This window comes from Streptomyces sp. NPDC003032, from assembly GCF_053591415.1.
This window is the reverse complement of record NZ_JBSFTT010000027.1, coordinates 95,869-116,371: the sequence shown is the minus strand read 5'-3', so window position 1 is coordinate 116,371 and position 20,503 is coordinate 95,869. Positions and strand designations below refer to the sequence as shown.

Annotated in this window: 16 protein-coding genes and 5 pseudogenes; 12 read left to right on the top strand and 9 right to left on the bottom strand. The window is 68.4% G+C overall.

Annotation, left to right across the window (positions count from 1 at the left end):
• Together ACWDZ7_RS31350 and ACWDZ7_RS31345 are read left to right on the top strand one after the other, a co-directional pair.
• The coding region (locus ACWDZ7_RS31350) for a hypothetical protein (protein ID WP_451801659.1) at positions 1-213 on the top strand (213 nt) is incomplete at its 5' end.
• 283 nt (positions 214-496) lie between these two features.
• Positions 497-1,000 carry a hypothetical protein gene (locus ACWDZ7_RS31345; protein ID WP_451801658.1) on the top strand — a complete coding sequence of 168 codons (504 nt, stop codon included), beginning with the start codon at positions 497-499 and terminating at the stop codon, positions 998-1,000.
• A 165-nt stretch (positions 1,001-1,165) separates the two neighbouring features.
• Here the strand turns inward: ACWDZ7_RS31345 and ACWDZ7_RS31340 are convergent.
• The 3 genes and pseudogenes from ACWDZ7_RS31340 to ACWDZ7_RS31330 form a co-directional block, all read right to left on the bottom strand.
• Positions 1,166-1,317: pseudogene (locus ACWDZ7_RS31340) on the bottom strand (IS5-like element IS4811 family transposase); the annotation flags it as partial.
• Between the two features lie 408 nt (positions 1,318-1,725).
• Complete coding sequence (locus tag ACWDZ7_RS31335; protein ID WP_451801657.1) at positions 1,726-1,989, bottom strand: DUF5958 family protein; 264 nt, start codon at positions 1,987-1,989, stop codon at positions 1,726-1,728.
• Positions 1,986-2,276: a Fic family protein gene (locus tag ACWDZ7_RS31330; RefSeq protein ID WP_451801655.1), complete on the bottom strand. Its 291-nt coding sequence runs from the start codon at positions 2,274-2,276 to the stop codon at positions 1,986-1,988. The genes ACWDZ7_RS31335 and ACWDZ7_RS31330 overlap by 4 nt, the downstream gene beginning before the upstream one ends.
• Positions 2,277-3,225: 949 nt before the next feature.
• Here ACWDZ7_RS31330 and ACWDZ7_RS31325 point away from each other — a divergent pair.
• From ACWDZ7_RS31325 to ACWDZ7_RS31305, 5 genes and pseudogenes are all read left to right on the top strand, one after another.
• Positions 3,226-3,763, top strand: a pseudogene (locus ACWDZ7_RS31325) (transposase).
• 296 nt (positions 3,764-4,059) lie between these two features.
• The gene (locus ACWDZ7_RS31320) at positions 4,060-6,327 is read left to right on the top strand and encodes a hypothetical protein (RefSeq protein ID WP_451801654.1); all 2,268 of its coding nucleotides are present in this window, start codon (positions 4,060-4,062) and stop codon (positions 6,325-6,327) included.
• Positions 6,327-7,472 carry a hypothetical protein gene (locus ACWDZ7_RS31315; protein WP_451801653.1) on the top strand — a complete coding sequence of 382 codons (1,146 nt, stop codon included), beginning with the start codon at positions 6,327-6,329 and terminating at the stop codon, positions 7,470-7,472. Before ACWDZ7_RS31320 ends, ACWDZ7_RS31315 begins: the two co-directional genes overlap by 1 nt.
• 37 nt (positions 7,473-7,509) lie before the next feature.
• Positions 7,510-8,382, top strand: coding sequence for a hypothetical protein (locus ACWDZ7_RS31310; protein WP_451801652.1), 873 nt, complete (start codon positions 7,510-7,512; stop codon positions 8,380-8,382).
• A gap of 47 nt (positions 8,383-8,429) precedes the next feature.
• On the top strand, positions 8,430-8,846 hold the full coding sequence (locus tag ACWDZ7_RS31305; RefSeq protein WP_451801672.1) for a hypothetical protein: 417 nt from the start codon (positions 8,430-8,432) through the stop codon (positions 8,844-8,846).
• Here ACWDZ7_RS31305 and ACWDZ7_RS31300 read toward each other — a convergent pair.
• The 3 genes and pseudogenes from ACWDZ7_RS31300 to ACWDZ7_RS31290 form a co-directional block, all read right to left on the bottom strand.
• Positions 8,843-9,010: a hypothetical protein gene (locus tag ACWDZ7_RS31300; RefSeq protein WP_451801671.1), complete on the bottom strand. Its 168-nt coding sequence runs from the start codon at positions 9,008-9,010 to the stop codon at positions 8,843-8,845. The genes ACWDZ7_RS31305 and ACWDZ7_RS31300 overlap by 4 nt on opposite strands.
• A gap of 94 nt (positions 9,011-9,104) precedes the next feature.
• Positions 9,105-9,851 (bottom strand): annotated as a pseudogene (locus ACWDZ7_RS31295) (transposase); the annotation flags it as partial.
• Between the two features lie 16 nt (positions 9,852-9,867).
• A complete protein-coding gene (locus ACWDZ7_RS31290) occupies positions 9,868-13,215 on the bottom strand; it encodes an NACHT and WD repeat domain-containing protein (protein ID WP_451801650.1) in 3,348 nt (1,115 codons plus the stop codon).
• A gap of 24 nt (positions 13,216-13,239) precedes the next feature.
• Between ACWDZ7_RS31290 and ACWDZ7_RS31285 the strand changes: the two are divergent.
• Both ACWDZ7_RS31285 and ACWDZ7_RS31280 read left to right on the top strand, forming a co-directional pair.
• A pseudogene (locus tag ACWDZ7_RS31285) lies at positions 13,240-13,455 on the top strand (IS630 family transposase); the annotation flags it as partial.
• A gap of 18 nt (positions 13,456-13,473) precedes the next feature.
• A pseudogene (locus ACWDZ7_RS31280) lies at positions 13,474-13,979 on the top strand (IS5 family transposase); the annotation flags it as partial.
• 741 nt (positions 13,980-14,720) lie between these two features.
• Here ACWDZ7_RS31280 and ACWDZ7_RS31275 read toward each other — a convergent pair.
• Complete coding sequence (locus tag ACWDZ7_RS31275; protein ID WP_451801649.1) at positions 14,721-15,005, bottom strand: hypothetical protein; 285 nt, start codon at positions 15,003-15,005, stop codon at positions 14,721-14,723.
• 133 nt (positions 15,006-15,138) lie between these two features.
• Here ACWDZ7_RS31275 and ACWDZ7_RS31270 point away from each other — a divergent pair, with 133 nt between their 5' ends.
• Entirely contained in the window at positions 15,139-16,221 is a 1,083-nt protein-coding gene (locus ACWDZ7_RS31270) for a hypothetical protein (RefSeq protein ID WP_451801647.1), read from the top strand.
• On the opposite strand, the gene ACWDZ7_RS31265 is transcribed toward ACWDZ7_RS31270, so the two are convergent.
• Positions 16,181-16,705, bottom strand: a complete 525-nt coding sequence (locus ACWDZ7_RS31265) for a PLAT/LH2 domain-containing protein (protein ID WP_451801645.1) — start codon at positions 16,703-16,705, stop codon at positions 16,181-16,183. The genes ACWDZ7_RS31270 and ACWDZ7_RS31265 overlap by 41 nt on opposite strands.
• Before the next feature lie 579 nt (positions 16,706-17,284).
• The gene (locus ACWDZ7_RS31260; protein WP_451801643.1) at positions 17,285-18,517 is read right to left on the bottom strand and encodes a cytochrome P450 family protein; all 1,233 of its coding nucleotides are present in this window, start codon (positions 18,515-18,517) and stop codon (positions 17,285-17,287) included.
• Positions 18,518-18,811: 294 nt separating this feature from the next.
• Between ACWDZ7_RS31260 and ACWDZ7_RS31255 the strand changes: the two genes are divergently transcribed.
• Together ACWDZ7_RS31255 and ACWDZ7_RS31250 are read left to right on the top strand one after the other, a co-directional pair.
• The gene (locus tag ACWDZ7_RS31255; RefSeq protein ID WP_451801669.1) at positions 18,812-19,636 is read left to right on the top strand and encodes an SAM-dependent methyltransferase; all 825 of its coding nucleotides are present in this window, start codon (positions 18,812-18,814) and stop codon (positions 19,634-19,636) included.
• Between the two features lie 409 nt (positions 19,637-20,045).
• On the top strand, positions 20,046-20,240 hold the full coding sequence (locus tag ACWDZ7_RS31250) for a hypothetical protein (RefSeq protein WP_451801641.1): 195 nt from the start codon (positions 20,046-20,048) through the stop codon (positions 20,238-20,240).
• Positions 20,241-20,503: the final 263 nt, after the last annotated feature.

The following is a 20,503-nucleotide window of genomic DNA, read 5'->3' as shown; positions in this document are numbered from 1 at the left end:
GCGACCAACAGACGCGACCAACAGACAACCCAGGCGAAGACCAGCCGCGGCCAGTGGACCGGCGATGGAGGCAGCTGGGCATCCAGCACCCTCTCCCAGATGCTCGAATCCTGGGCCGCCTGGCTGGCCGACACACCGTTCCACACCCAACTCGAACCGGTCACCCGGCAGTCAGTCGCCCGTCAGCTCGCAGCCGCCCAGATATACGAGTAACCCTGACCGCCCGATCGTCTGAGACGACGAACGAATCAGATCTGATCTGATCTGATCATTTGAGACTGGGACCAGGTTGACTGAGACGGGACAGCTGCTCGGTGTTCGGGTGGGCTGGGTCGATGTCACCACCTCCCACGGTCCGTAGCTGCCTGGGCTGCCCCGCAACCCCGGCGAGGATGCCGAGTGCCGGTGTTCTCAAACGGCCTGACTTTCACGGAAGGCACAGTTGCGAGAGGGCCGACAATTCGGGTCAGGCCACGAGTACGAGAAGATGGCGGCCATGCAGTGCATCGAGTTCCTGAACTACCCCATTGGCGAACAAGCGCCGGGCCTTCAGTGGGGCGTCCGTATCGACGGCACCGATCTGCGCGTGTACGCCGCCGACGCCACCCGCGGCCTCTGGCGCCGGGAGCGCAAAGACGACGGCACGGACGAGGAGGAACAACGCTTCCTGCTCCGCCAGCACGACGGCCTCACTCTGGCCGAGGTCCGTGACCCCGCACACCACTTCCTCGGCCACCCGGCACAGGAGTTCGCCGACCCCTCCGCCAGCACCACTCCGGTTCTGGGCTGTTCGTGCGGCGTCTGGGACTGCTGGCCCCTGCGAACCGTCATCACCACCACTCCCGAAACCGTCACGTGGTCCTCCTTTCGGCAGCCCTTCCGCAAGGAGTGGGGGGAGCTCGCCATGGGCCCGTACGTCTTCGCCCGCCCTGCCTATGAGGCCGCGCTCGCAGAGCCAGTCCATCTCGCTGCGGACCCGCTACGGACAATGATTCCGTGACTCCCAGCCGGTAATGCCTGCCTGGACGCTGACATCCCAACCGGCGCACAGGCCGCGCCAGCTTGGACGACGCGTAGCACCTGCCTGTTCAGGCCGCTTTCAAGGCTTCGCCCGGCCGTGGACGGGCTGCGGTGGGGTGGACGGGCTGGCAGGTGAGGCGGCGGGGTGCATCACCCACGCCCAAGATCGTTCTGCCACCCACCTTCGTGCAAAATCACGAAGCCCTGAGCTCCCTTGGGCCTGCTCACGGTCTTGATCGTCAGGCGGAGAAACGGCTTCGCCCAGACCACGAGCTTGCCCGCATAGGCCAAGTCGGCTTGGTCGCCGTCCACGCCATCAAACTCACGGATGTCGCCCAAGTGCATCTGACCGCGCTCGACCTTGCCCACGCAACCCTGCGACTGCACCTGCGCGGCCAGCCGCACACGGTTCACCTCGACACCAGGCCCGCCGTCTCCTGGACGAGTGGCTCCAGGCGCGGCATCAGCAATGGCCCGCCTCCCCCAACCCGCACCCGCTGGTCACCACCCACTCGGCGCACCACCCCGCTCTTCCGCCCGTCAGCTACTGCGCACTGCGCCGCGCGTTCGACCGCACCGAAATCACCCCGCGCCAGATGTGGAGCGACCGAGTGCTTCACGAGGCGCGCCACAGCGCCGACCCCGTCCGGCTGATGGAGCCCTACGTTTTTCCTACGGGTCGATCGAGCCACTTGTAGGGTTCTGTCACCCGGGGGCGCTGGGTGTGGCTGTGATGGCGCTGCCGCGTGTGATCAGCACCGCCGGCGTGTGCGTCGGGCGCAGTCCGGCATGGCGGATGCTTTCCGGACCGTCCTCGATGACAGCGCGAGCTTGGATGCAGTGATGACGTAGGAACCTCAGCGTCTCGGACTGCTCCTCCGGGCTGAGACCGTCGAACCACTCGATGCCCTGTGACATCGGGCGCAGCCCCTGGGCGAGTTCGTTGAGTATGACGTCGCGTCCGGTCATGACTTGCTCCTGTTGGGCAGGCGGCGCTCCGCCGCGGTGATCAGGATTCCGAGCAGTACCGCCAGATCGGCCGCGCCTTCGGCGTCGTCGGCCCAGCGGATGGCCTGCAGGGGGTGCACCCGGTCGAGCGAGAGGCCGTCGCGGCCCAAGACAAAGGCCAGCGCCAGCATGGCTGCGCGGGCGTTGCCGTCCTCGAACGGATGGAAGAGGAGGACATCGAGGTAGGCCCGGGCGGCGCGTGAAGGGAGGGGCAGGTCCGGGCTGGGGCTTTCGGCGAGGCAGTGCACGAACCGTGCGTGCGTGTGGGGCGCGAGGCCGTAGCGCTCTCGTCCGCCCTTCGCGAATCGTCGGGGCCGGCGGCGAGGACCAGGAGCAGGACGACACGCAGGCCGCCGCCCAGGCCACCCCTACGCCTGCGGACCCTCGTCGCCGAGCTGGAGAGCCCGTCAGCAGACCAAGGCCGCCCGCGAGGTGCGCGCTCACGCGGGTTGTGAGGCTCGTGCTGCCCCGTAATCTCGTTTCGTTCACATGTCAAAGACGGGGGGCGCTCAATGGCGAAGCCGGTACGTGCAGCACTGGGAGATGTCTGGCTGACCTGCCAGGTCTGTCAGGGAGACGTGTTCCGAGAGCGGAGTGTCTTGCTCAACAGCACCGGTATGGAGTTCTTGAAACTGGCCTGGGCCGACGAGAGCGCTACGGGGCTGATCTGCTGGCAGTGCGGCTACGTGCACCTCTTCGTCAACAACAACATCAAGCTCTACCGGGCGGACAAGTAACGGCCATCGCGTGCGCGGATACGGACTCACCTGACAAGACCCGGTATGGAGCGTGAGCCCGGGTACGCGATCAGCGGAGCAGCGGACGCACTGCGGCAGTTGGACAAGCGGAGGAGGCCCGGGGCTCTGTCGGCCACGGCCGGGGGCTTTCAGTGTCCCAGAAGCGAGAACGACGGCGGGCCGTATAGGCCAGTGACCAGTGGAAGCTACTGTGCGTCGACGCAGGGCCCTTGGGCACGGAAGCGCGCGCGGGTTTCCGGCCAGCGCGTCGCGCTGTCGTGCCCGAAGCAGCCGACGCCTGCGCAAAGAACTCGTGAGTCACGCGCCGGTCTGCCGTTGATCAGCGCCACCCGTCCGTAGGCCTCGTAGCGCTCGCGACTGTCCTCGCCGTACACGGGATCTGTGGCGAGCTCCTCTTCAGATGTCGTTTCTTATGGCGTGATCGTTCGTTGAGTAGTGCATGACGGATCTGGTTGAGCGGCTGGTTCCGGACGAGTTGTGGGTGTTGTTTCGGCGGGCGGGTGACCGTGAGTGCCTGGCGGCGATCGTCTTCGTGGCCACCTCGGGCTGTACGTGGCGGCAGTTGCCGCCGGTGTGGGGGCCGGCCTGGCCGACGGTCTACCGGCGTTTTGCCCGGTGGAGCCAGGACCGGGTCTGGGCCAGGCTGCACCGGGTCGTCCTGGACGAGCTCGGCGCCGATCCGCTCCCGGCGCGGCCCGCACCGACAACGCCCAGCCAAGCTCCATGCGGACCAGGGCTACGACCACGCCCACCTGCGGCGATGGCTGCGCGGGCGCGGCATCCGGCACCGGGTCGCCCGTAAGGGCATCGAGTCCTCCACGCGACTGGGCCGCCACCGCTGGGTCGTCGAGCGGACGTTTTCCTGGCTGACAGGATGCCGCCGTCTGCACCGCCGTTACGAGCGCAAGGCCGAACACTTCCTCGCCTTCGTCGGTATAGCCGCAGCCCTCATCAACTACCGCCGGCTCACCAAGTAAAACGACGTCGCAAGTCCCGGCCGAAGGCGTCGCAAGTCCCGGCCGAAGGCAATGACAAGGCTGATGGCCCTGGAAGAAGAGGTGGTCAACGCTGCTGACCGCTTAGAAACCGCTGCCGCGGCGACAGCCGTCCACACGCTGACTGACCCTGACGGCACGGCCCCACGCGCCTGTGCGGGATTCCCCGAACCCCGGACGGCGTACAGCCCCACCCACTACGTTGCCTGCCATATCGGGAGTGGTTTCCCGAACCGGTCCTGAGGGGTAGGGAACCGGCACTGCACGCTGGGGGGAACATGTCAGACATATCCAGGGCGATCGATGCCCTGTTGGAAGCACGCCTGCGTCAGCTTCCGGCGGTGGAGCGTGAGAGCGCCCGCTGGAAGACGCTGGGCGAGCGGCTGGACGAGCTGGACACCGCCCTCGCCGCTCTCCGCGTCCACACCACCCCCGATCCGGACCTCGCCGCCTCCCTGACCGTCCCTCAGCTGCCCGAGATCCGCGCCGGTGCGGCCGAGGCCGCCGACTCCTTCCGAACGATCGCCGCGCGCTTCACCCGGCCCACCGTCAACCTCGGGGTGAGCGGGGCGGCCCGAATGGGCAAGAGCACCCTGCTGCAGTCAGTCTCCGGCCTGGGCGACCAGCAGATCCCGACCGGTCACGGCATCCCGGTCACCGCCGTACGCAGCCGGATCTTCCATTCGCCCACGGTGCGCCGGGCCGAGCTGGAGATGCGCAGCCCGGAGAGCTTCCTCACCGAGGTGATCGTCCCGCTGCACACCGCCCTCGGGCTCGCCGCGCCGCCGCGTTCCCTGACGGAGTTCGCCGCCTGGAAGTACCCGAAGGCGGACGAGGAGACCCGCAAGCGCCTGCTGCTCACCCGGCTGCGGGACCTTCAGAGCGCACTGCCCTCGTACGAGCACCTGCTGACCGGCGGGGTGAAGTCCGTACCGCTGAAGGAGATCCGCCCCTACGTCGCCTATCCGACCAGCGAGGAGATCAAGGCCGCCGGTACGGACGGAGTTCCGCGCGCCTACGCCGCCGTCCGCGAGGCGCGGATCGAGTGTCCCTTCCCGCACGAGCACGTGGCCCGCGTCGGCATCGTGGACCTGCCGGGCCTGGGCGAGGTCACCGCCGACGCCGAGCAGCGCCATGTGGACGGGCTGCGCAACGAGGTCGACGCGGTCCTGGTGGTCAAGCGCTCCTCCGACACCTCCGCGTTCTTCGACGAGACCGACACCTCCGGGATGTCCCTGCTGGACCGGGTGCGTGGCTATGTGCGCAGCGTCGAGGAGTTCACCTACGTCGTGCACAACATCGACCCGGACAAGCCGCATCTCGCCGAGGACCTCCGGGGGGATCTGCTGCGCAACCTCAACGGCGGGGAGGCCGACCGCTTCATCACCGTCTTCGAGACCGACGTACGCGATCCGGGCCGGGTCGGCCGTGAGGTGCTCACGCCCCTGCTGGCCAAGCTGGCCGACGGGCTACCGGTGATGGACGCCGAGGTGCTCTCCGGCACCCGCGGCCGCGCCGCCGCGGTACGGGACCGGATCGGGCTGCACCTCACCGACGTACGGCGGGTGCTGGAGCAGGTGGCGCGGCGCGCGGGAGTGCCGGAGGAGGTCAACGACGCCAAGGCCGAGCAACTGCGCGGCGGGGTCGCCAAACGGCTGCGGGTGCTGGTCGCCGAGCTCGCGGCGGAGGCGAACGATCCCGCCGACCCGGGCTTCGTCCAGGCGGTCGAGTCCGCCTACCAGGGCGTACTGGACTGGATCGACGACGGTTTCGGGCGCGGCGCCGAGGCCTGGCAGGAACTGGCGCTCACCCGGATGATCACCGAAGGGCATCCGGCGGACTTCGCCGGACCCGAGTTCAACCGGATCCGGGTCGAAATCAGCCGCCGTTTCGCGGCACTCGACGACTTCTTCACCGAGCGGCTCACGGACGCGTGGGACCGGGCGGCGGCGGCCGTGGCGGCCGAGTGCGGCGCGCTGTTCGCCGAACCCGCCGACGGCGGGACTCCCTCCGGCCGCGCCGTCCTGAGCCGCCTCGCGGAACTGTTCGAGGAATCCCCGCAACCCTGCCCCGGCCTGGCCGCAACGGTCCACAACCTCCTCGACGTACGCCTGGAGTACCGCACCCTCCTCCACCCCCGGGTCCGCCCCGACCTCGCCCCGCTGAACATCCAGGTCACTCACCCCGACACCGGCGAGGAGATGCAGCAGGTGGCGGTGCCGCTGACGGAGGAGGGCGCCAAGGAGCTGTACGGCATCTTCAACGGCCTCGCCGAGCAGGCGGCGTTCCGCATCCAGAAGTCGCTGCTGCGGGAGGCGGCCATCCCGACGGCCGTGGTGCACGCGCTCCTCGAGCAGTTCGAGGACACCCTGATCCGGTCCGGCACCTCGGCGCAGGAGTTCCGCCGCTTCGTCCGCAGCTACCGCAATGACCTGTGGCCGGAGGAGTTCCGCGGCATCGACGAGGCCAACAGCCGCTTCGCGCGGGTGGTCAGGGTGGTCAACGAGATCGCCGTCCTCACGGAGCGGGAAGGGGAGGCGCTGTGATGGACGCCCAGGGCCCGGTTTTCGAGTACAAGATCGGCCTGCTGGCGCCGAGCCAGGCGGGCAAGAGCACCCTGATCGCCGGCCTGCTGACGGAGGGGCAGCGGCTGCTGAACCGGGAGACCGCGGTGCAGCTGACCGCTGCCGACCGGCCCACCCGCAACCGGATCGCCACCACCGACAACCTGGTCAGCGGGGCGCTCAAAGCCCGGGTGTTCCAACCGAAGCTGATGCCGAGCACGAGCGACCCGTCGTGGTTCCGGCTGCTGCTGGAACCGCGGGGCCGGGACTTGCCCATCAGATTCGACATCCTCGACTATCCCGGCGGCTGGCTGGAGAACGGCGGCGAGAGTTCCGAGCACGAGCACAAGTGGAACGAGTGCGAAGCGTTCCTGGCCGACAGCTCGGTGCTCATCGTGCCGATCGACTCGGTGCTCCTCATGGAGGCCGGCGCCGAACACGCCCCCCTGCTGACATCCCAGCTCAGGGTGTTCCAGATCAAACAGGTCGTGCTGCGGTGGGCCAAGAACCGCCGAGAGCGGACCGGCGAGCCCGCGATGGTGATCTTTTGTCCGGTCAAGTGCGAGACGTATCTGCCGGACAGTGGCAGTCTCCAGGACCAGTCCGCGGAGCTGAGGCACCAGGTCGTCGACCAGTTCAGCGAGGTGCTCGAGACGATCCGGGAGGCCGCACCGCATGCCTCGATCCGCTATCTGCCGATCGACACCTACGGATGCGTGGAGCTGGTCTCGGCTCGCTGGACGCCACACGCCGACGCCCCGGGCGGGGTCATCCTGGTGCCCAAGTACCGGGTCCGGCCGCCCGGCACCATCGTCAGGAAGGGCCTGGACGACCTGATCAGCCTGCTCTGCCGCCAGTTGGTCGACAGCGCGCGCATGCAGAGCGAGCAAGCCACCGCCCAGCGCCAGGCAACCGCCCGGCACTCCAGGGAGCACGCCGATCTGCGCGAGGGCTTCTTTCGCGACCTGTGGCTCAAGGTCAACGGGGAGCGCAGCCGTCGCGAGCGCGTCGCCGACAACCACCGAGAGCGCTACCTGGAAGCGCAGGAGACCACCAAGTCCCTCTTCGACGTGCTGGCGGCCTTGGCCGAGCGGCAGAACAGCCCCCGCCTGCACCACCTGAGCTGACCCGGCCCGCTGAAGGTAAGGGACCCTCCTCGTGCAAATGCACCTCCGTACTCGCGGCACACCACGCGGATTCGACTACGAATTCATCAATTCCGCACCCGGCACCCGGTGGTGGGACGCATACAGCGACTGGATCGCCACCGAGCGGCCCTGCCTGCTCGCTGTCGCCGAGGACGGCCAGGAGCACTGGCGGGTGCTGCTCAGCGGCATCCCGTCAGCCCGCAACGACTCCGGGGGCAGGCTCATCTACTACACCCTCGTCCTGGAGGGCGCGTACGACACCGCGGAGGAGAACGAGGCGGTCGTCCTGAGCCTGGCCTCCCACCTGCTGGCCGACCTCGCGGCGGACGAACAGGGCCGTGGGGAGCTGTCCGGCCTCCTCGACGGGCTGTGCCCGGCCGAGAAGGTGGACCCACTGCTCGCCGCCCCCGCCGAACACACCGCGGACCGCGCGGCACTGACCGACCGGCTGCTCACGGCGACCACCGCCCTGGAGCCCGTACGGTACGAGGCCCCCGCCGGGCACACCGGGAACGCCGACCGGTGGATCGCCGGACGGGCGGCCCCCGGGGCCGCGGCGGCCTTCCTCACCCGGCTGTCGGCCCTGCTCTCCGGCACGGAACGGGGGCAGGCGCATCTGCTCAACCTGGTCTCCGAGGCGGAGGACGTGGTCGACCTGTTCCCGGGACGACTCGCGGTCCTGGTTGAAGGAGGCCAGGTCGGCGATCCGGCCATGCCCTTCGAAAAGCTGCCGGCGCTGGGGCCACCGCGGCCTCTCGTTGCTGCTGCCCCTGCGGGACCCCACCCAAAAGCCTGGTGGCGGACTCCGATGGCCCAGGCGTCGGTGGCCGCCCTGCTCCTGCTCCTGGTCCTGGCCGGGGTCCTCTGGATCTCGGGGGTGATTTCCTGACCCTCGGCAAGGCGCGCGTTCTTCGGAAGACCCTGGTCGGCGTCAGAGTGCCGCTACCCGACTACGAACTCGACTTCAACAGTCCGCCGGGATTCGAGGAGAGCTGGCTGAAGGAAAACCAGCTCCTGGAGTTTCGCTGCGAGTTCCAGCCGACCGAGCAGCGCGTCCGGGCGCGGCTGCGAGCGAGGCTTGTCGTCGCTTGGCGGGACGCCTACCGGGTCCCTCTCCTGGGTGAGATCCCTCCAAAATTCGAGCTGATCACAGTGGAGAGCCTGGACTTTGTGGTGGCACTGGACGGGAAGAGGGTCTTCGACGTTGTCGAAGCCCGCCCGGAACAGAACGGTCACTCACTCGTCGTCCCGGTCCGCTTCGGTGGCAGCCTCCGGATCTCGAACATCGTCTACAGCATGAACAAGTCCGTGGAGCGTATGACCGACCTCCGTTCTGGCCAGACACCCGCCTAGGTGTGCTGTTTGGACAGGTTGGTGACACGGCTGGCTGGGGTGTGGCCGATGATGCCGGTGTGGGGTCGGTGGTAGTCGTACCAGGCCAGCCAGTCGGGAAAACGCGGCCTGGCGTTCGGCATCTGAGGCGTAGGGCCGCGCTGGTAGGCCCATTCGTCGAGCAGGGGGCGGTGGAAACGTTCGGCCTCGCCGTTCCTGCGGCCGCCAGGGCCGAGTCCAGCGCGGACTGATGCCCAGGTCGCGGGAGGTGTCGCGCCAGGTGTTCTTGGTGTAGGCCCAGGCGTTGCCGGTCAGGAAGCGCTCGATGGTGACGCCTTGTCGCGCGAACCAGGCGGCAGCCCGGGTGAGAAAGCCGGCGCAGGTGGCGGCGGTCTCGTCGGGCAGGTCCTCGGTATAGGCGAGACGGGTGTGGTCGTCCAGGGTGGTGTGGAGGTAGGCGTATCCGGCTCCGTTGCGGCGGTCCTTGTTGGGGCTGCCGGCTGCCCGGCCGAGGAACCTGTGTCCACCGCCGTCCGGGATGCGGCCGAGCTTCTTGACGTCGATGTGGAGCAGTTGGTCGGGCCGGGAGCGTTCGTAGCGGCGCACGGGTTCGCCGGTAGCCCGGTCACAGGCTGCCAAGGCGGGCAGGCCGTGACGGCGCAGGATGCGGTGAGCGGTGGAGGCGGCGATGCCGCATCGGGCGGCCAGCCGCACCGGTTCCCGGCGGCTCCCGAGTGCCGGTAGCGGTCTGCCCAGCGGGCGGCGGTGGTATGGCTGACCTGGAAGCGTGCCGTCCTTGGCCCACCGGCGGAAGCGGGTATGCAGGGTGGCCCACGAGCCGTACCGTTCCGGCACGTCCCGCCAGGGCACCCCGGCCCGGAACTGCCACACGATCCCGTTCAAGATGCTGCGGTCATCCGACCAACTACGTCCCCGACTCGGCCGGGGCAGTAACGGACGGTTGAACTTCCACTCAGCATCGGGCAGTTCATGGACACCGTCCACCCATAATGCGTAACTCAGCATCATTTGACGACGCCGACTAGGGTGTTGGCCCCGCGGGCAGCAGCAGACCACGGCGTTCCTCCGCGGTCAGGTCCCGGAACACGCGGGAACGAGCCAGTTCCACCAGGGCGTCGACGTCCGTCGTTGTCTCCCAGGTGCGGACCGTCCCGTCCCGGGACCCGGTGGCGACCCAGGTACCGCTCGGATGCCAGGCCAGAGCGTTGACCTGATCGTCGTGGACTCCCAGAACCACCCGTTCACGGCCCTCGTCCGGGTCCCAGAGGCGCACGGTGCCGTCCCAGGACGCGGTGGCGACCTGGTGGCCGTCCGGGGACCAGTCGACGTCTTGCACACGGTCCAGGTGGCCGCGCAATGCGCACAGTTCCGCGCCGGTTTCGGTGTCCCAGACGCGGGCCGTGCCGTCGCGCGAGCCGGAGGCGACCCGGCGGCCGTCCAGTGACCAGGCGACGCACTGCACACGGTCGCTATGCCCCCGAAACGTCGTCACGACCACCTGCCTCTCCACGTCCCACACACAGAAACGGTTATCGGTCGACGAGGCCGCGAGGAACCGGCCGTCGCGGGACCACGCGCCACCGCCGATCCAGTACGACTCTTCGGCACTGAGCACCGCCAACTCGTCACCCGTCCCGGCGTCCCGAACACACGTGGTGCCGTCGCGGACGGTCACGGCGACACGCGTACCGTCCGGGGCCCACGAAATGCCCGTGACACGTTCGCCATGGCCGACAGCGATGAGGGGTGCGGTGCCGGGTGTGGCCGCGTTCCAGACTGCGACCTGAGGGTTCCGCCCCGCGCTGAGCAGGCGTGTACCGTCGGGTGACAGGGCGACGGTGACCAACTGCCCCATCCAGGAGAACTCCACCGGTGCGCTCCCCTCGCCGAGGCCCCACACCCAGGCGCTGCCCTGCTCGGTGCCGGCCGCGAACCGCGAGCCGTCCTCGGACCACGTGACGCTCGTGACCCCGCTTCCGCACTGCGCCAGGAACGTACTGGTGCGGCCGCATACCCCTGCGACGTCCCACAGCACCGCGGTGCGGTCCCGCGACACGGACGCGACGTGGTGTCCGTGCCAGGCGAGGGCGTCGACGGTATCCGCGTGGCGGCCCAGGACTGTCTCCTGTCGAGTGGCTACCTCCCACACCCGCACTATGTGGTCGGCTCCCACCGCGAGGCAGCGGCTGTCCGGGGACCACGTCGCACACGTCGGCTGTTCCCGCGAGGAGAAGCTCTGGCGTGCCTCCCCCTCGTTCCGGACGTCCATGGCCCATACCTGCACGTCATGGCCGTCCGTCAGCAGTGCACGGAAGCGCCGGTCAGGAGACGGCACGACCTGTCGGGGCGGAAGTCCGCTCTCCGGGAAGGCGTTCAGGCGGGTATATGTCCCGCCGTCCCAGGAGTGGGTCGTGCCCCGCACATCCGTGCCGCGGAGCGTACCGTCCTCGGGCTCCCACTCCAGTCCGTCGACCGGCTCGTCATGCTCGGCCAGCTCCGCGAGCACGGCCCGCGTCGCCACATCCCAGACCGTGACTCGGCCGTCATGTGCTCCACCGGCGACTCTGTGGCCCTCCGGCGACCAGGCGACGCACCGTATCCGTACGCCATCACGCGTGAGGACGACCGGGTCGCGGGCGGTGTCGGGGTGCTCGCCGCCCACTTCCAGGACCCGCACCGTCCCGTCGTCCGACGCCGTGGCGAGATGGGTGCCCTCCCTGGACCACGCTACCGCGGTCACGTCCCGGCCGTGCCCGCGCAGGACCGCGCACTTCCGGGACGCGTTGAGCCCCGCGTGAAGTGCTTGCTGGACCAGGGACGTCGGCGCGCATTCCGCCACCGCCGCCAGCGCCGCGAGGAGCGCCAGCTCCGGGTCGTGCCCGACGTCCTGGAGGGCCCGCCGCGCCACGGCGTCAGCCACGCGCACCAGGGCGGCGCGGTCGCGTCGTACCGAAGCGTCGAGGAACTCCACGACCAGCGGCACTCCCTCGAACACCCCGGGCGCCTGGCCCACCCACACGCGTGCCGACGCAAGCCGCTGCCCCTCGAGGAGATACGCTTCCGCCCGCCCCGCGTGCACCCAGTCCCGCGCCGCCCGCTCCACCTCCGTGCGGCGTCGCAGCGCCTCCGCGCTCGCCTCCAGCGCCTCGCACAGAGGTCGCCACCGGCGGAACAGCGCCTCGTGCGCCACGTCGAGGACGCCGTCGTCCCCGGTCAGCAGCCGCCCGGCGACGAAGGCGTCCGCGACGGCACACTCGCGGTCCGTCAGGTCGTCCCGGCGGACCCGTCGTCGCGTCGGCTCTCCGTGGTCCAGGCTCACGAACTTCAAGAGGACGTCCATCACCGGGACACCGGGGTCGGCCGCCCGCAGCTCCGCGCTGATCCGGTCCGCCTGTTCGGACAACGCGCCCTCCACGCCGCCCAGTCGAAGATAGTCGCCTTCCGTCACATGACCTCGCGAGCGGGCCCTCAGGTAGAGGGCCTGGAGCAGGTACGCCAGCAGCGGCAGCGCGTCGCCGCCACCCGTGTCGTCGACCATGCGAGCGACCAGGGCGGGCGGGAAGATCAGGTTCGCCTTCTCGCCGGGCTTCTCGATCACGTCGACGAGATCGGCGCGACCGAGTACGCCGATGAGCAGCGGCTCGCGCACCAGTTCCGTATGACCGGCTTCCAGGAGGTCCGTCAGGAAGTCCGAGCGCAGGGTGGCCACCACCCACAGGCGGGTGTTCACCGCCAGGGCCTCTGCCACCCGCGTGAGGAACGCCTCCCCCTCGTCCGTCTGGAGCAGTAGTTCCTCCAACTGATCGATGACCAGCAACAACCGGCCGCCCGAGGAATTCCGGGACACGTCCTCGAGAGCTGTAGTCAGCGCGCCCAGCGGGTCCGTCCCCGGTGTGAAGCAGGCCGCGACGCACCACCTCTGCCGGCGCGCGCCGAGCGCGGGCACAAGCCCGGCCCGTACCAGGGACGATTTGCCGCTGCCGGAGGGACCGATCACGGTCACGAAGCGGTGCGCGGCCGCGCCGAGGGGGTGCAGTCGCGCCACCAGCTCCCGCACCTCGCGGTCCCGGCCGAAGAAGACACCCGCGTCCGCCTCGGTGAACGCCTCCAGGCCCGGATACGGGGGCTGCGACGCGTCCCAAACGGGCCGCGAGGGCATCGGTCGGTCCAGGCGGTACAGCGCCAACTGCCCCGCGACGAGCAGCAGCGCCGCCCCGCCGAGCAGGGGCAGCGACCAGTCCTGGAGTACGCGGAGCGGCCACGGTACGCCGTCCGTGCGGCTGGTCACGTAGTTGGCGGTCAGGCCCAGCAGGACACCCACCAAGACGGTCAGTACGTCAACGCACAGCTTCAGACGGCGGTGGCCCACGCCAACACCCTAGACGGTGTCGTCTACGCACCGGACCTGAACCCGGTGGAAGGCGTCTGGTCGCTCCCGCGGCGCAGCCCGCCGGCGAACATCGCCTTCACCGACGACACCCCACCTCGAACAAATCTCCGCCGCGGCCTGCGACACATCCAACACCGCCCCGACCTGATCGACGGCTGCCTCGCCGGCACCGGACTCCAACCGACCCACCATCCGACAACACCCCGAAAGGATCAGTAACTCCGAGCGCGGGGCGAGCTGGATTGGTCGCGATGCGCGATCGACTCGGTCAGTCTGCGGGCGGCAAAAGGGGGCCACTGACCGGACCGAATCCGACCGACCGACCGACCGCGGCAAACTGGGATCGAAGATCCACCTGATCCGCGACCGGAACGGACTGCCACTCTCCCTGAGCATTTCCGGCGCGAACATGCACGACAGTCAGGGCCTGGAGCCCCTCGTGCGCGGCATCCCGCCCATCCGGTCCCGCCGCGGGCCTCGGCGTCGGCGGCCGGCGAAACTGCACGCGGACAAGGGCTACGACTACGACCACCTGCGCCGATGGCTCCGCAAGCGCGGCATCCGGCCACCGCGTCGCCCGTAAGGGTGTTGACTCCTCGCAGCGGCTGGGCCCGCATCGATGGGTGGTCGAGAGAACCGTGTCCTGGCTGGCCGGCTGCCACCGTCTCCACCGCCGCTATGAACGCGAGGCCGAACACTTCCTCGCCTTCGTAGGCATAGCCGCAGCCCTCATCAGCTACCGCCGGCTGGCGCTCCCCTCATGGCCTGAGCCGGTTTCGCTGTACGTCGAAGCAGACGAGGCCCATGGACTTCGCCACGGCCGCCGCGTAGGCAGACGCCTCCTGGACCATCGTTGGAGCAAGGGCGAGGTGTCCTCCTCGTCCCCGGTGAGGTCGCACCACCGCTTGAGCAGCGCAGCCGCGCAGGCCGCTATGCGTTCGGATGGAGGCTGCTCCACCTCGCTGTCGATGTAGCGGTCGTACAGTCGTTGAATACCTGGGCGGCGGTCTTGCCATCCGCCGGTCTACGCCTTCCCAGACAGCAAGGTCGTAGCTCCGACAGCCATAAGAAGCGACGTCTAAGCTTGATCTTTATCTACCAGGATTTGACGCGTGCGTGTAGCCCTTGTACTTGCGCAGATACGTCTCGTTTTCCCACGTCCCCACGGTCAAGCACGCGACCTGGCTCGACAGGAAGAACGCCCGCTGGAGGGGGCGGCTGTACTGGGTTCGGCAGCGAGGACACCGCCGAAGTCGGCATGGAAAGGACGATGGGCGCCTGGGGGCGCTGGGAGAGAAGTTCCTTGATCGCGAAGGAACTGGACAGCCAGCATGCGCACCCGCTCCCTCGCGGCCTGGCCCTGCGGAGTGAGACCACCGCCCTGCGCATATCTCATGGCCCCGGCGTACCGCAGGGATCGAGCAATGCCAGCCCCGACAACTGAACGGAAAGGTCAGTGGCGAGAGTGGCAAGTCGGCGGGTCATCAACTCCGCGACGGTGTCCGTACGCCCGGGGACGGGATCAGGGCGCGCCGGGACAGGCCGTAGTCGAGCGCGGCCGCTGCGGCCGGGTCGCTGTCTCGCGTGCGGGACGTCTCGGCGCCGGCTGCGATGGCGCCGCGGATCGCGGCGAGGGAGCGGGCGACGTCCAGGAGCCGGTACGCCTGGGCGCGGCTGATGCCGAACTCCGCGTCACAGAACGACGCCCAGTCGTTGTACCGAGCGGCACCCGAACCGGGAGCTTCCGGGCCGTTGTCGGGTCGCTTCAACGCCGTCTTTGAGTACGGCCCGTACCCGTGTGATTACTTGCTGCTGTGATGATCCGGCGCGGGACGAGCTGCGCATGTGCCGACCGCGTCGTTTGTGGTGCTGGTCGGTGCACTCGAGCAGGCAGGAGAGGTCATGTCGACAGACGAGGGCACCGCGAGTGACACCCAGGCTGAAGATCCTCGCGCTTTCACCCCCAGCACCGCTGTCGTAGAGCGGGCGGAGCTGGCTCATAAGGAGCTGGCCACCCGGGGTGTAGAGGTCAGCGTCAAAACGATGTGGTGGAAGTTCGAGGTGCACCTCAATGCCGAGGGGGCGGCTCTCGCGGCGGAGATCGCGCCGCTCATCGGAGAGGTGGTCGCGGCCTTCCTCAAGGAGCCGATCGGCACGATCGTGGAGATCTACGCGGAGCTGCGCGGCGAGTGGATCAAGCAGGTGGCCGATGGCGGTCCCGTCAAGCTCGTCTCGCCGTGGCTGGCGCCGGGCATGCTCATCCCGGTGAAGGTGCGGGTGGAGGACTATTCGCTGTACTGGAACGTGTACGAGCCGGCCAACGGCTGGAGCGAGAGCGAGAAGTTCGTCGGCCAGATGACGGCCGAGAACCCGGCGCTGGCGATGTTCCGGGACAAGATCTACTGCCTGTACCGCGGGTCGCACGAACGGCACCTGTTCTCAACGGTCTATGACCCCGACCGGGGCGGCTGGAGCCCCGGGACGCAGCTGCCCGGCGGGTACGCCAGCCCCTCATCCCCTGCCGTGGCCGTCTACAACGACAAGCTGTATCTGGTGCACCGTGCCGAAGACGGCAAGACAATGTTCTGGAACACCTTCGACGGCACCCGCTGGAGCACCCCCCGAACGATCGGCACCCAGCAGACGTCCGCCGGGCCGGGCCTGGCCGTCTACAACAACCAGCTGTACTGCGTCTACCGCGGCACCACCGCGCAGATGTTCTGGACCCGCTTCGACGGCAACAGCTGGAACAACGGCGCACAGACCGGCCGCCACAGCTCCCACGGCCCCGCTCTGATCGCCGGCAAAGACAAGAACAGCACCGTCGCCCAGCTGATGTGCGTGCACCGCGGCGTCCAGGACCTGCCCGACGGGTCGAGTGAGAGTGCGGGCGGGGCTGCCCGAGTGGGCGTCAGGCAGGCCCGCCCGCAACAACAGGCGGGCGTCAGGCGGGCGGTCCGCCCACGGCGACAGGCAGACCGATGACGCGCTTCTCGTCCAGCGTGAACGTCTTGTCCACACCGCCGCGGTCCGTGGACAGCCAGACGCCGACGACCTGGCGCTTGTTCTTTCCGAAGATGGAGGGCACCGTGACAGCGTCACCGCCCTCAGGCAGGACCGCGTTCCAGTAGGAACCGTTGTCGAACACGCCGATTCCTCCTCCGGCACCCTCGATGTACTCGGAGGTGCGGGTGCCGGGCTGGACCTGGCAGTGGCCGAGGCACCATCCGGGCCAGCTTCCGCTGTTGTCGTGGAAGAAGCGAACCTGCTTGAGGCCGCCGATGTCATCGATCGTGACCTCGTAGCTCCCCCTGGAGCCCGCTTCGAAGTCGTTGCCCTCAGTGTTGAGTTCGATCTCCGGGCTCCTGCCCTTCTCGCCGATCAGCTGCACACGCACCGTCGCGTCCGTTCCCGCATCGGCCACGGCGGCGGTGTCGACGAGCAGGCGATAGGTGATCTGTGTGGTCACGTACGGACTCCCTTGGTCAGTTGGTGAACGACATGCGAGGCCCCCCCTTCGGGGTGGAGCGTGACGCGGACCGTCACGGTCCGCCCGCCTGCTGATCAGCGTCAAGGGGTCTGCACGCACGGTCTTGTGCGCAGGCGCTGGTGTACGCCTTGTCCGGCGCGGTCGCTGTACCGGGCGGGAAGGAGGAAAGGGCCGCTGTGACCTCCCCAGGTTGTCGCGGCCCTTGCCTGATCAACCTTCAGCGGGCTACCCCGACGTGCTGCTTCCACGCCTTCGCCGCCATGCCTGGACCGCCGCTGTTACTGAGATTCCCAGCGTGATGTCGCCCGATGAAGGCGCTTCTGACCTGGAGGTTTCGTCGACCTTTCCGGTGACATGACGCCGAGATGATCAGTAGTAGATGGTCCTGCAACTTTGCTGGGGATGCAGAACACCGCCGGCCGGCTGACGGCGACAGGTCGTAGCTGGCAGGGCAGCATCGGAGTTGTTGAAGGATGTGCGAGGGCAGGTTTTCCGGCCCTGTCCATGATCCGGTCATGTCGAAGCCAGGGGTCGCGTAGTGCTCCTCGTGACTCTGTCTCACGGTGGCGGTGCGGCCTTTTGGTTTGTCTGAGCGGGTGCGACCGGTGAGTACCGGACAGGGAGGCGGGCAAGCCCGCGCAGCCAGATGCTGGGCCTCCACACGAGGTCGGCGGGGTCGGCGTCAAAGGCGATGTCGGGGCAGCGCTCCAGGAGCGAGCGCAAGGCAACGGCGGCCTCCTGGCGGGCGAGTGAAGCGCCCAGGCAGTGATGGATGCCGTGCCCCATGGCCAGGTGTCCGTGGGTGTCGCGGCGGATGTCGAAGCGGTCGGGCTCGGTAAAACGGCGGGGGTCGCGGCAGGCCGCGGCCAGGACGATGAGTACGCGCTCCCCGGCGGGGATGGCAGTGCCTGCGATGTTCACCGGTTCCGCGGCGAACCGGAGGGCGCAGTCCTTGACCGGGGACTCATAGCGCAGCATCTCCTCGATCGCGCCGTCGAGCAGCGTCCAGTCGGCACGCAGTTCGGCCAGCTGGTCGGGGTGACGCAGCAGTGCGTAGCAGCCATTGGCGATGAGGTTGACCGTGGTTTCGTGGCCGGCGAAAAGCAGGAGAAAGGCCATAGCGAGCAGTTCCTCGCGGGAGAGCCGGTCGCCGTCGTCTGCGGCTCGGGCCAGGGCGCTGAGGAGATCCTCGCCCTCCTGGCCGGAGTGCTTGGCGTCAACGAGAGTGGCCAGGTACTGGGCCATGGCCTGTGCGGCAGCGGCCCCTGCTTCCACGCTGGTGGCGGTGACGATGTCGGCTGACCACTGGTGGAAGTCGGTGCGGTCGGTTACGGGCACGCCAAGGAGCTCGCAGATGATGGCTGTGGGCAGGGGCAGTGCGAAGGATTCGACGAGGTCCGTGCGGCCGAGCGGCGCCATCGCGTCCAGGAGTTCGTCGGCGACCTGCTGGATGTGGGGGCGCAGCATCCGTACGCGGTGGTTGGTGAAGTCCTTGGCAACGAGTCTGCGCAATCTCGTGTGCTCGGGCGGGTGACTCTCCAGCATGGTCCGGTTCAGGACGCCCCGGTCCGACTCCGGCGCGCCGATACCGATCGGGCTGGTACGCAGGCGGGGATCGGCCAGTGCTTCCCTGGCCTCCTCATGAGCGAGAACCGCCCAGACCTCACCATGCGTGGTGGTGTTCACACGGTGCACCGGGCCGCGTTCACGCAGGCGCGCATAGACCGGATAGGGATCGGCAGTGAAGTCGGTGCCGGGCGGCGCCAGGGACTCAAAGCTACGCGCTGCCATGACAGGCCCTTTCCCTTTCCCTGTGTGGGGTATGTCAAATGTCAACCGTTCGGACCATCACCAGGCCCGATCCGGTGAACCACCACGCGAGCGGGAAGGAGAGCTGTTGAAAGCTGTGCTGTTACCTGTCATACCGGCGAAGAGCAGTTGGTCGCCAACTGCATTTGTAAAACACTCTCCCTGTCCATCCTCGGATTCTTGCCGCGCCCGGCGTGTTTTTGGCTGCTGGCGCCACAAACCGCTCTGCGCCTTACGCGAGAACGGCCCCATTTCCAGCCCGGCGTGGAGGACAATATGTCGCACCCCTTCAGCGATCAGGTCGGCGAGATGTACGACCAGCTCACCGACCTCTCACGCACCATCCACGACGACAATCTCCACTACGGGTACTGGGCCGATCCGCAGAGCCAGGAGGAGTCCCTGGCCGAGGCCACCGACCGGATGACCGACCAGCTGATCACCCGGCTTGACGCGCATCCCGGCCAACGAGTGCTCGACATCGGATGCGGCACCGGCAAGCCGGCCCTGCGGCTTGCCAGGGAAACCGGCGCCGACGTCACGGGCATCACCGTCAGCCGGCACCAGGTGGACATCGCCAATGCCGCTGCCCGAGCCCAGGCGCTCCACCACCAGGTCCGCTTCTGCTACGCCGACGCCATGGACCTGCCCTACCCCGACGCCAGCTTCGATCACGCCTGGGCGTTGGAATCCATGCTCCACATGCCCGACCGCGGCCACGTCCTTCGCGAAACAGCCCGCGTCCTGCGGCCCGGCGCCCGCCTGGTCATCGCCGACATCGTCCTGCGCGCCCCCATCCCCGACGATGACACCCAGGCTCTGATCGACCAGTTCACCTCCATCGTCCACTCCCGGGGCCTGGAGAGGATCGACACGTACCCAGCCCTGATCGAAGCAGCCGATCTGGAATTGCTGCAGCTCACCGACGTCACCGCTCACACCCAGCGCACCCTGCACGGCATGATTGCCGGCTTCCGCACCATCGGGGCCCATGACGCCGCGATGAACGAGGACCACTTCACCGAAAGCCTGCGCTGCTTCGAAACCATCGCCACCCTGCCCCATGTCGGTTATGCGCTCATGACAGCGCGCAAAGCCTGATACTCCACACCGGAACCCGGGACAAAAGGCAGAGGCCGATCGCGATTGCGGTGATCGAGCCGCGATTCCCTGCGCCGCGACCTCGTCCGCGGCGCCGTCCACTTCCCGTCCAGGGCCCGACCCGCTGTCCGCCACGTCACGTGGTGCAGCCGCTGCAACGACCGTAACGACCGTAACGACACCCCCAGCAGTTGATTCGCAGGGATTGCCGTGTTCAGCCCGACCTTCGACTACGAGTTTCCCATGAGGCCCCAGGGGCAGAAGCACACCTCACAGTCCCGACCGCAAGCGCCCAACTGACGTCGAGACAAGCAGACGTCGCATAGGCAGAAGCGCCGCCATGCGCCCCCCGGTGAGGGTCGTCCCGTGCGGCTGCGGCCGGTTGGACGCTGGGTACATGACGGGGGGCATGGAAGACAACGCACGGACCCCGGTGTTGCGCACCGAGCAGATCCACGGCTGTCTGCGGGCCCTGGGGCCGCCGGAACCGGAACTACTGCCCTGGGCCGCCGCGCTGGGGGCGTTGCCGCTGTGGGTGAAAGCGTCCGCGCCCGGCGCCGACCGCCTCGACCAGCAGCAGCAGCTGCGCGACGCCAGATCCTAGTCCCCATTGGATCACCGGGCGGTGCCGCTCAGTGCCGTGCGGGAGGACGAGCGGGACGGGTATGCGCAGCTCCTGTGGACGTTCGCCGAACAGCGGTGACGGTGAAGATCCGCGAGGCTGTCGGGCTCCGGACGTCGACCCTCACGCCAGTCATTGTTCGCTGTGCCTGACCACACCGTACGTCGCTGCATCAGCAGAAGACTGACTCATCTGCTTTGCTCAGGAACCTCTCTGCCACCCATCGGTTACGGCCGTGCTCACGG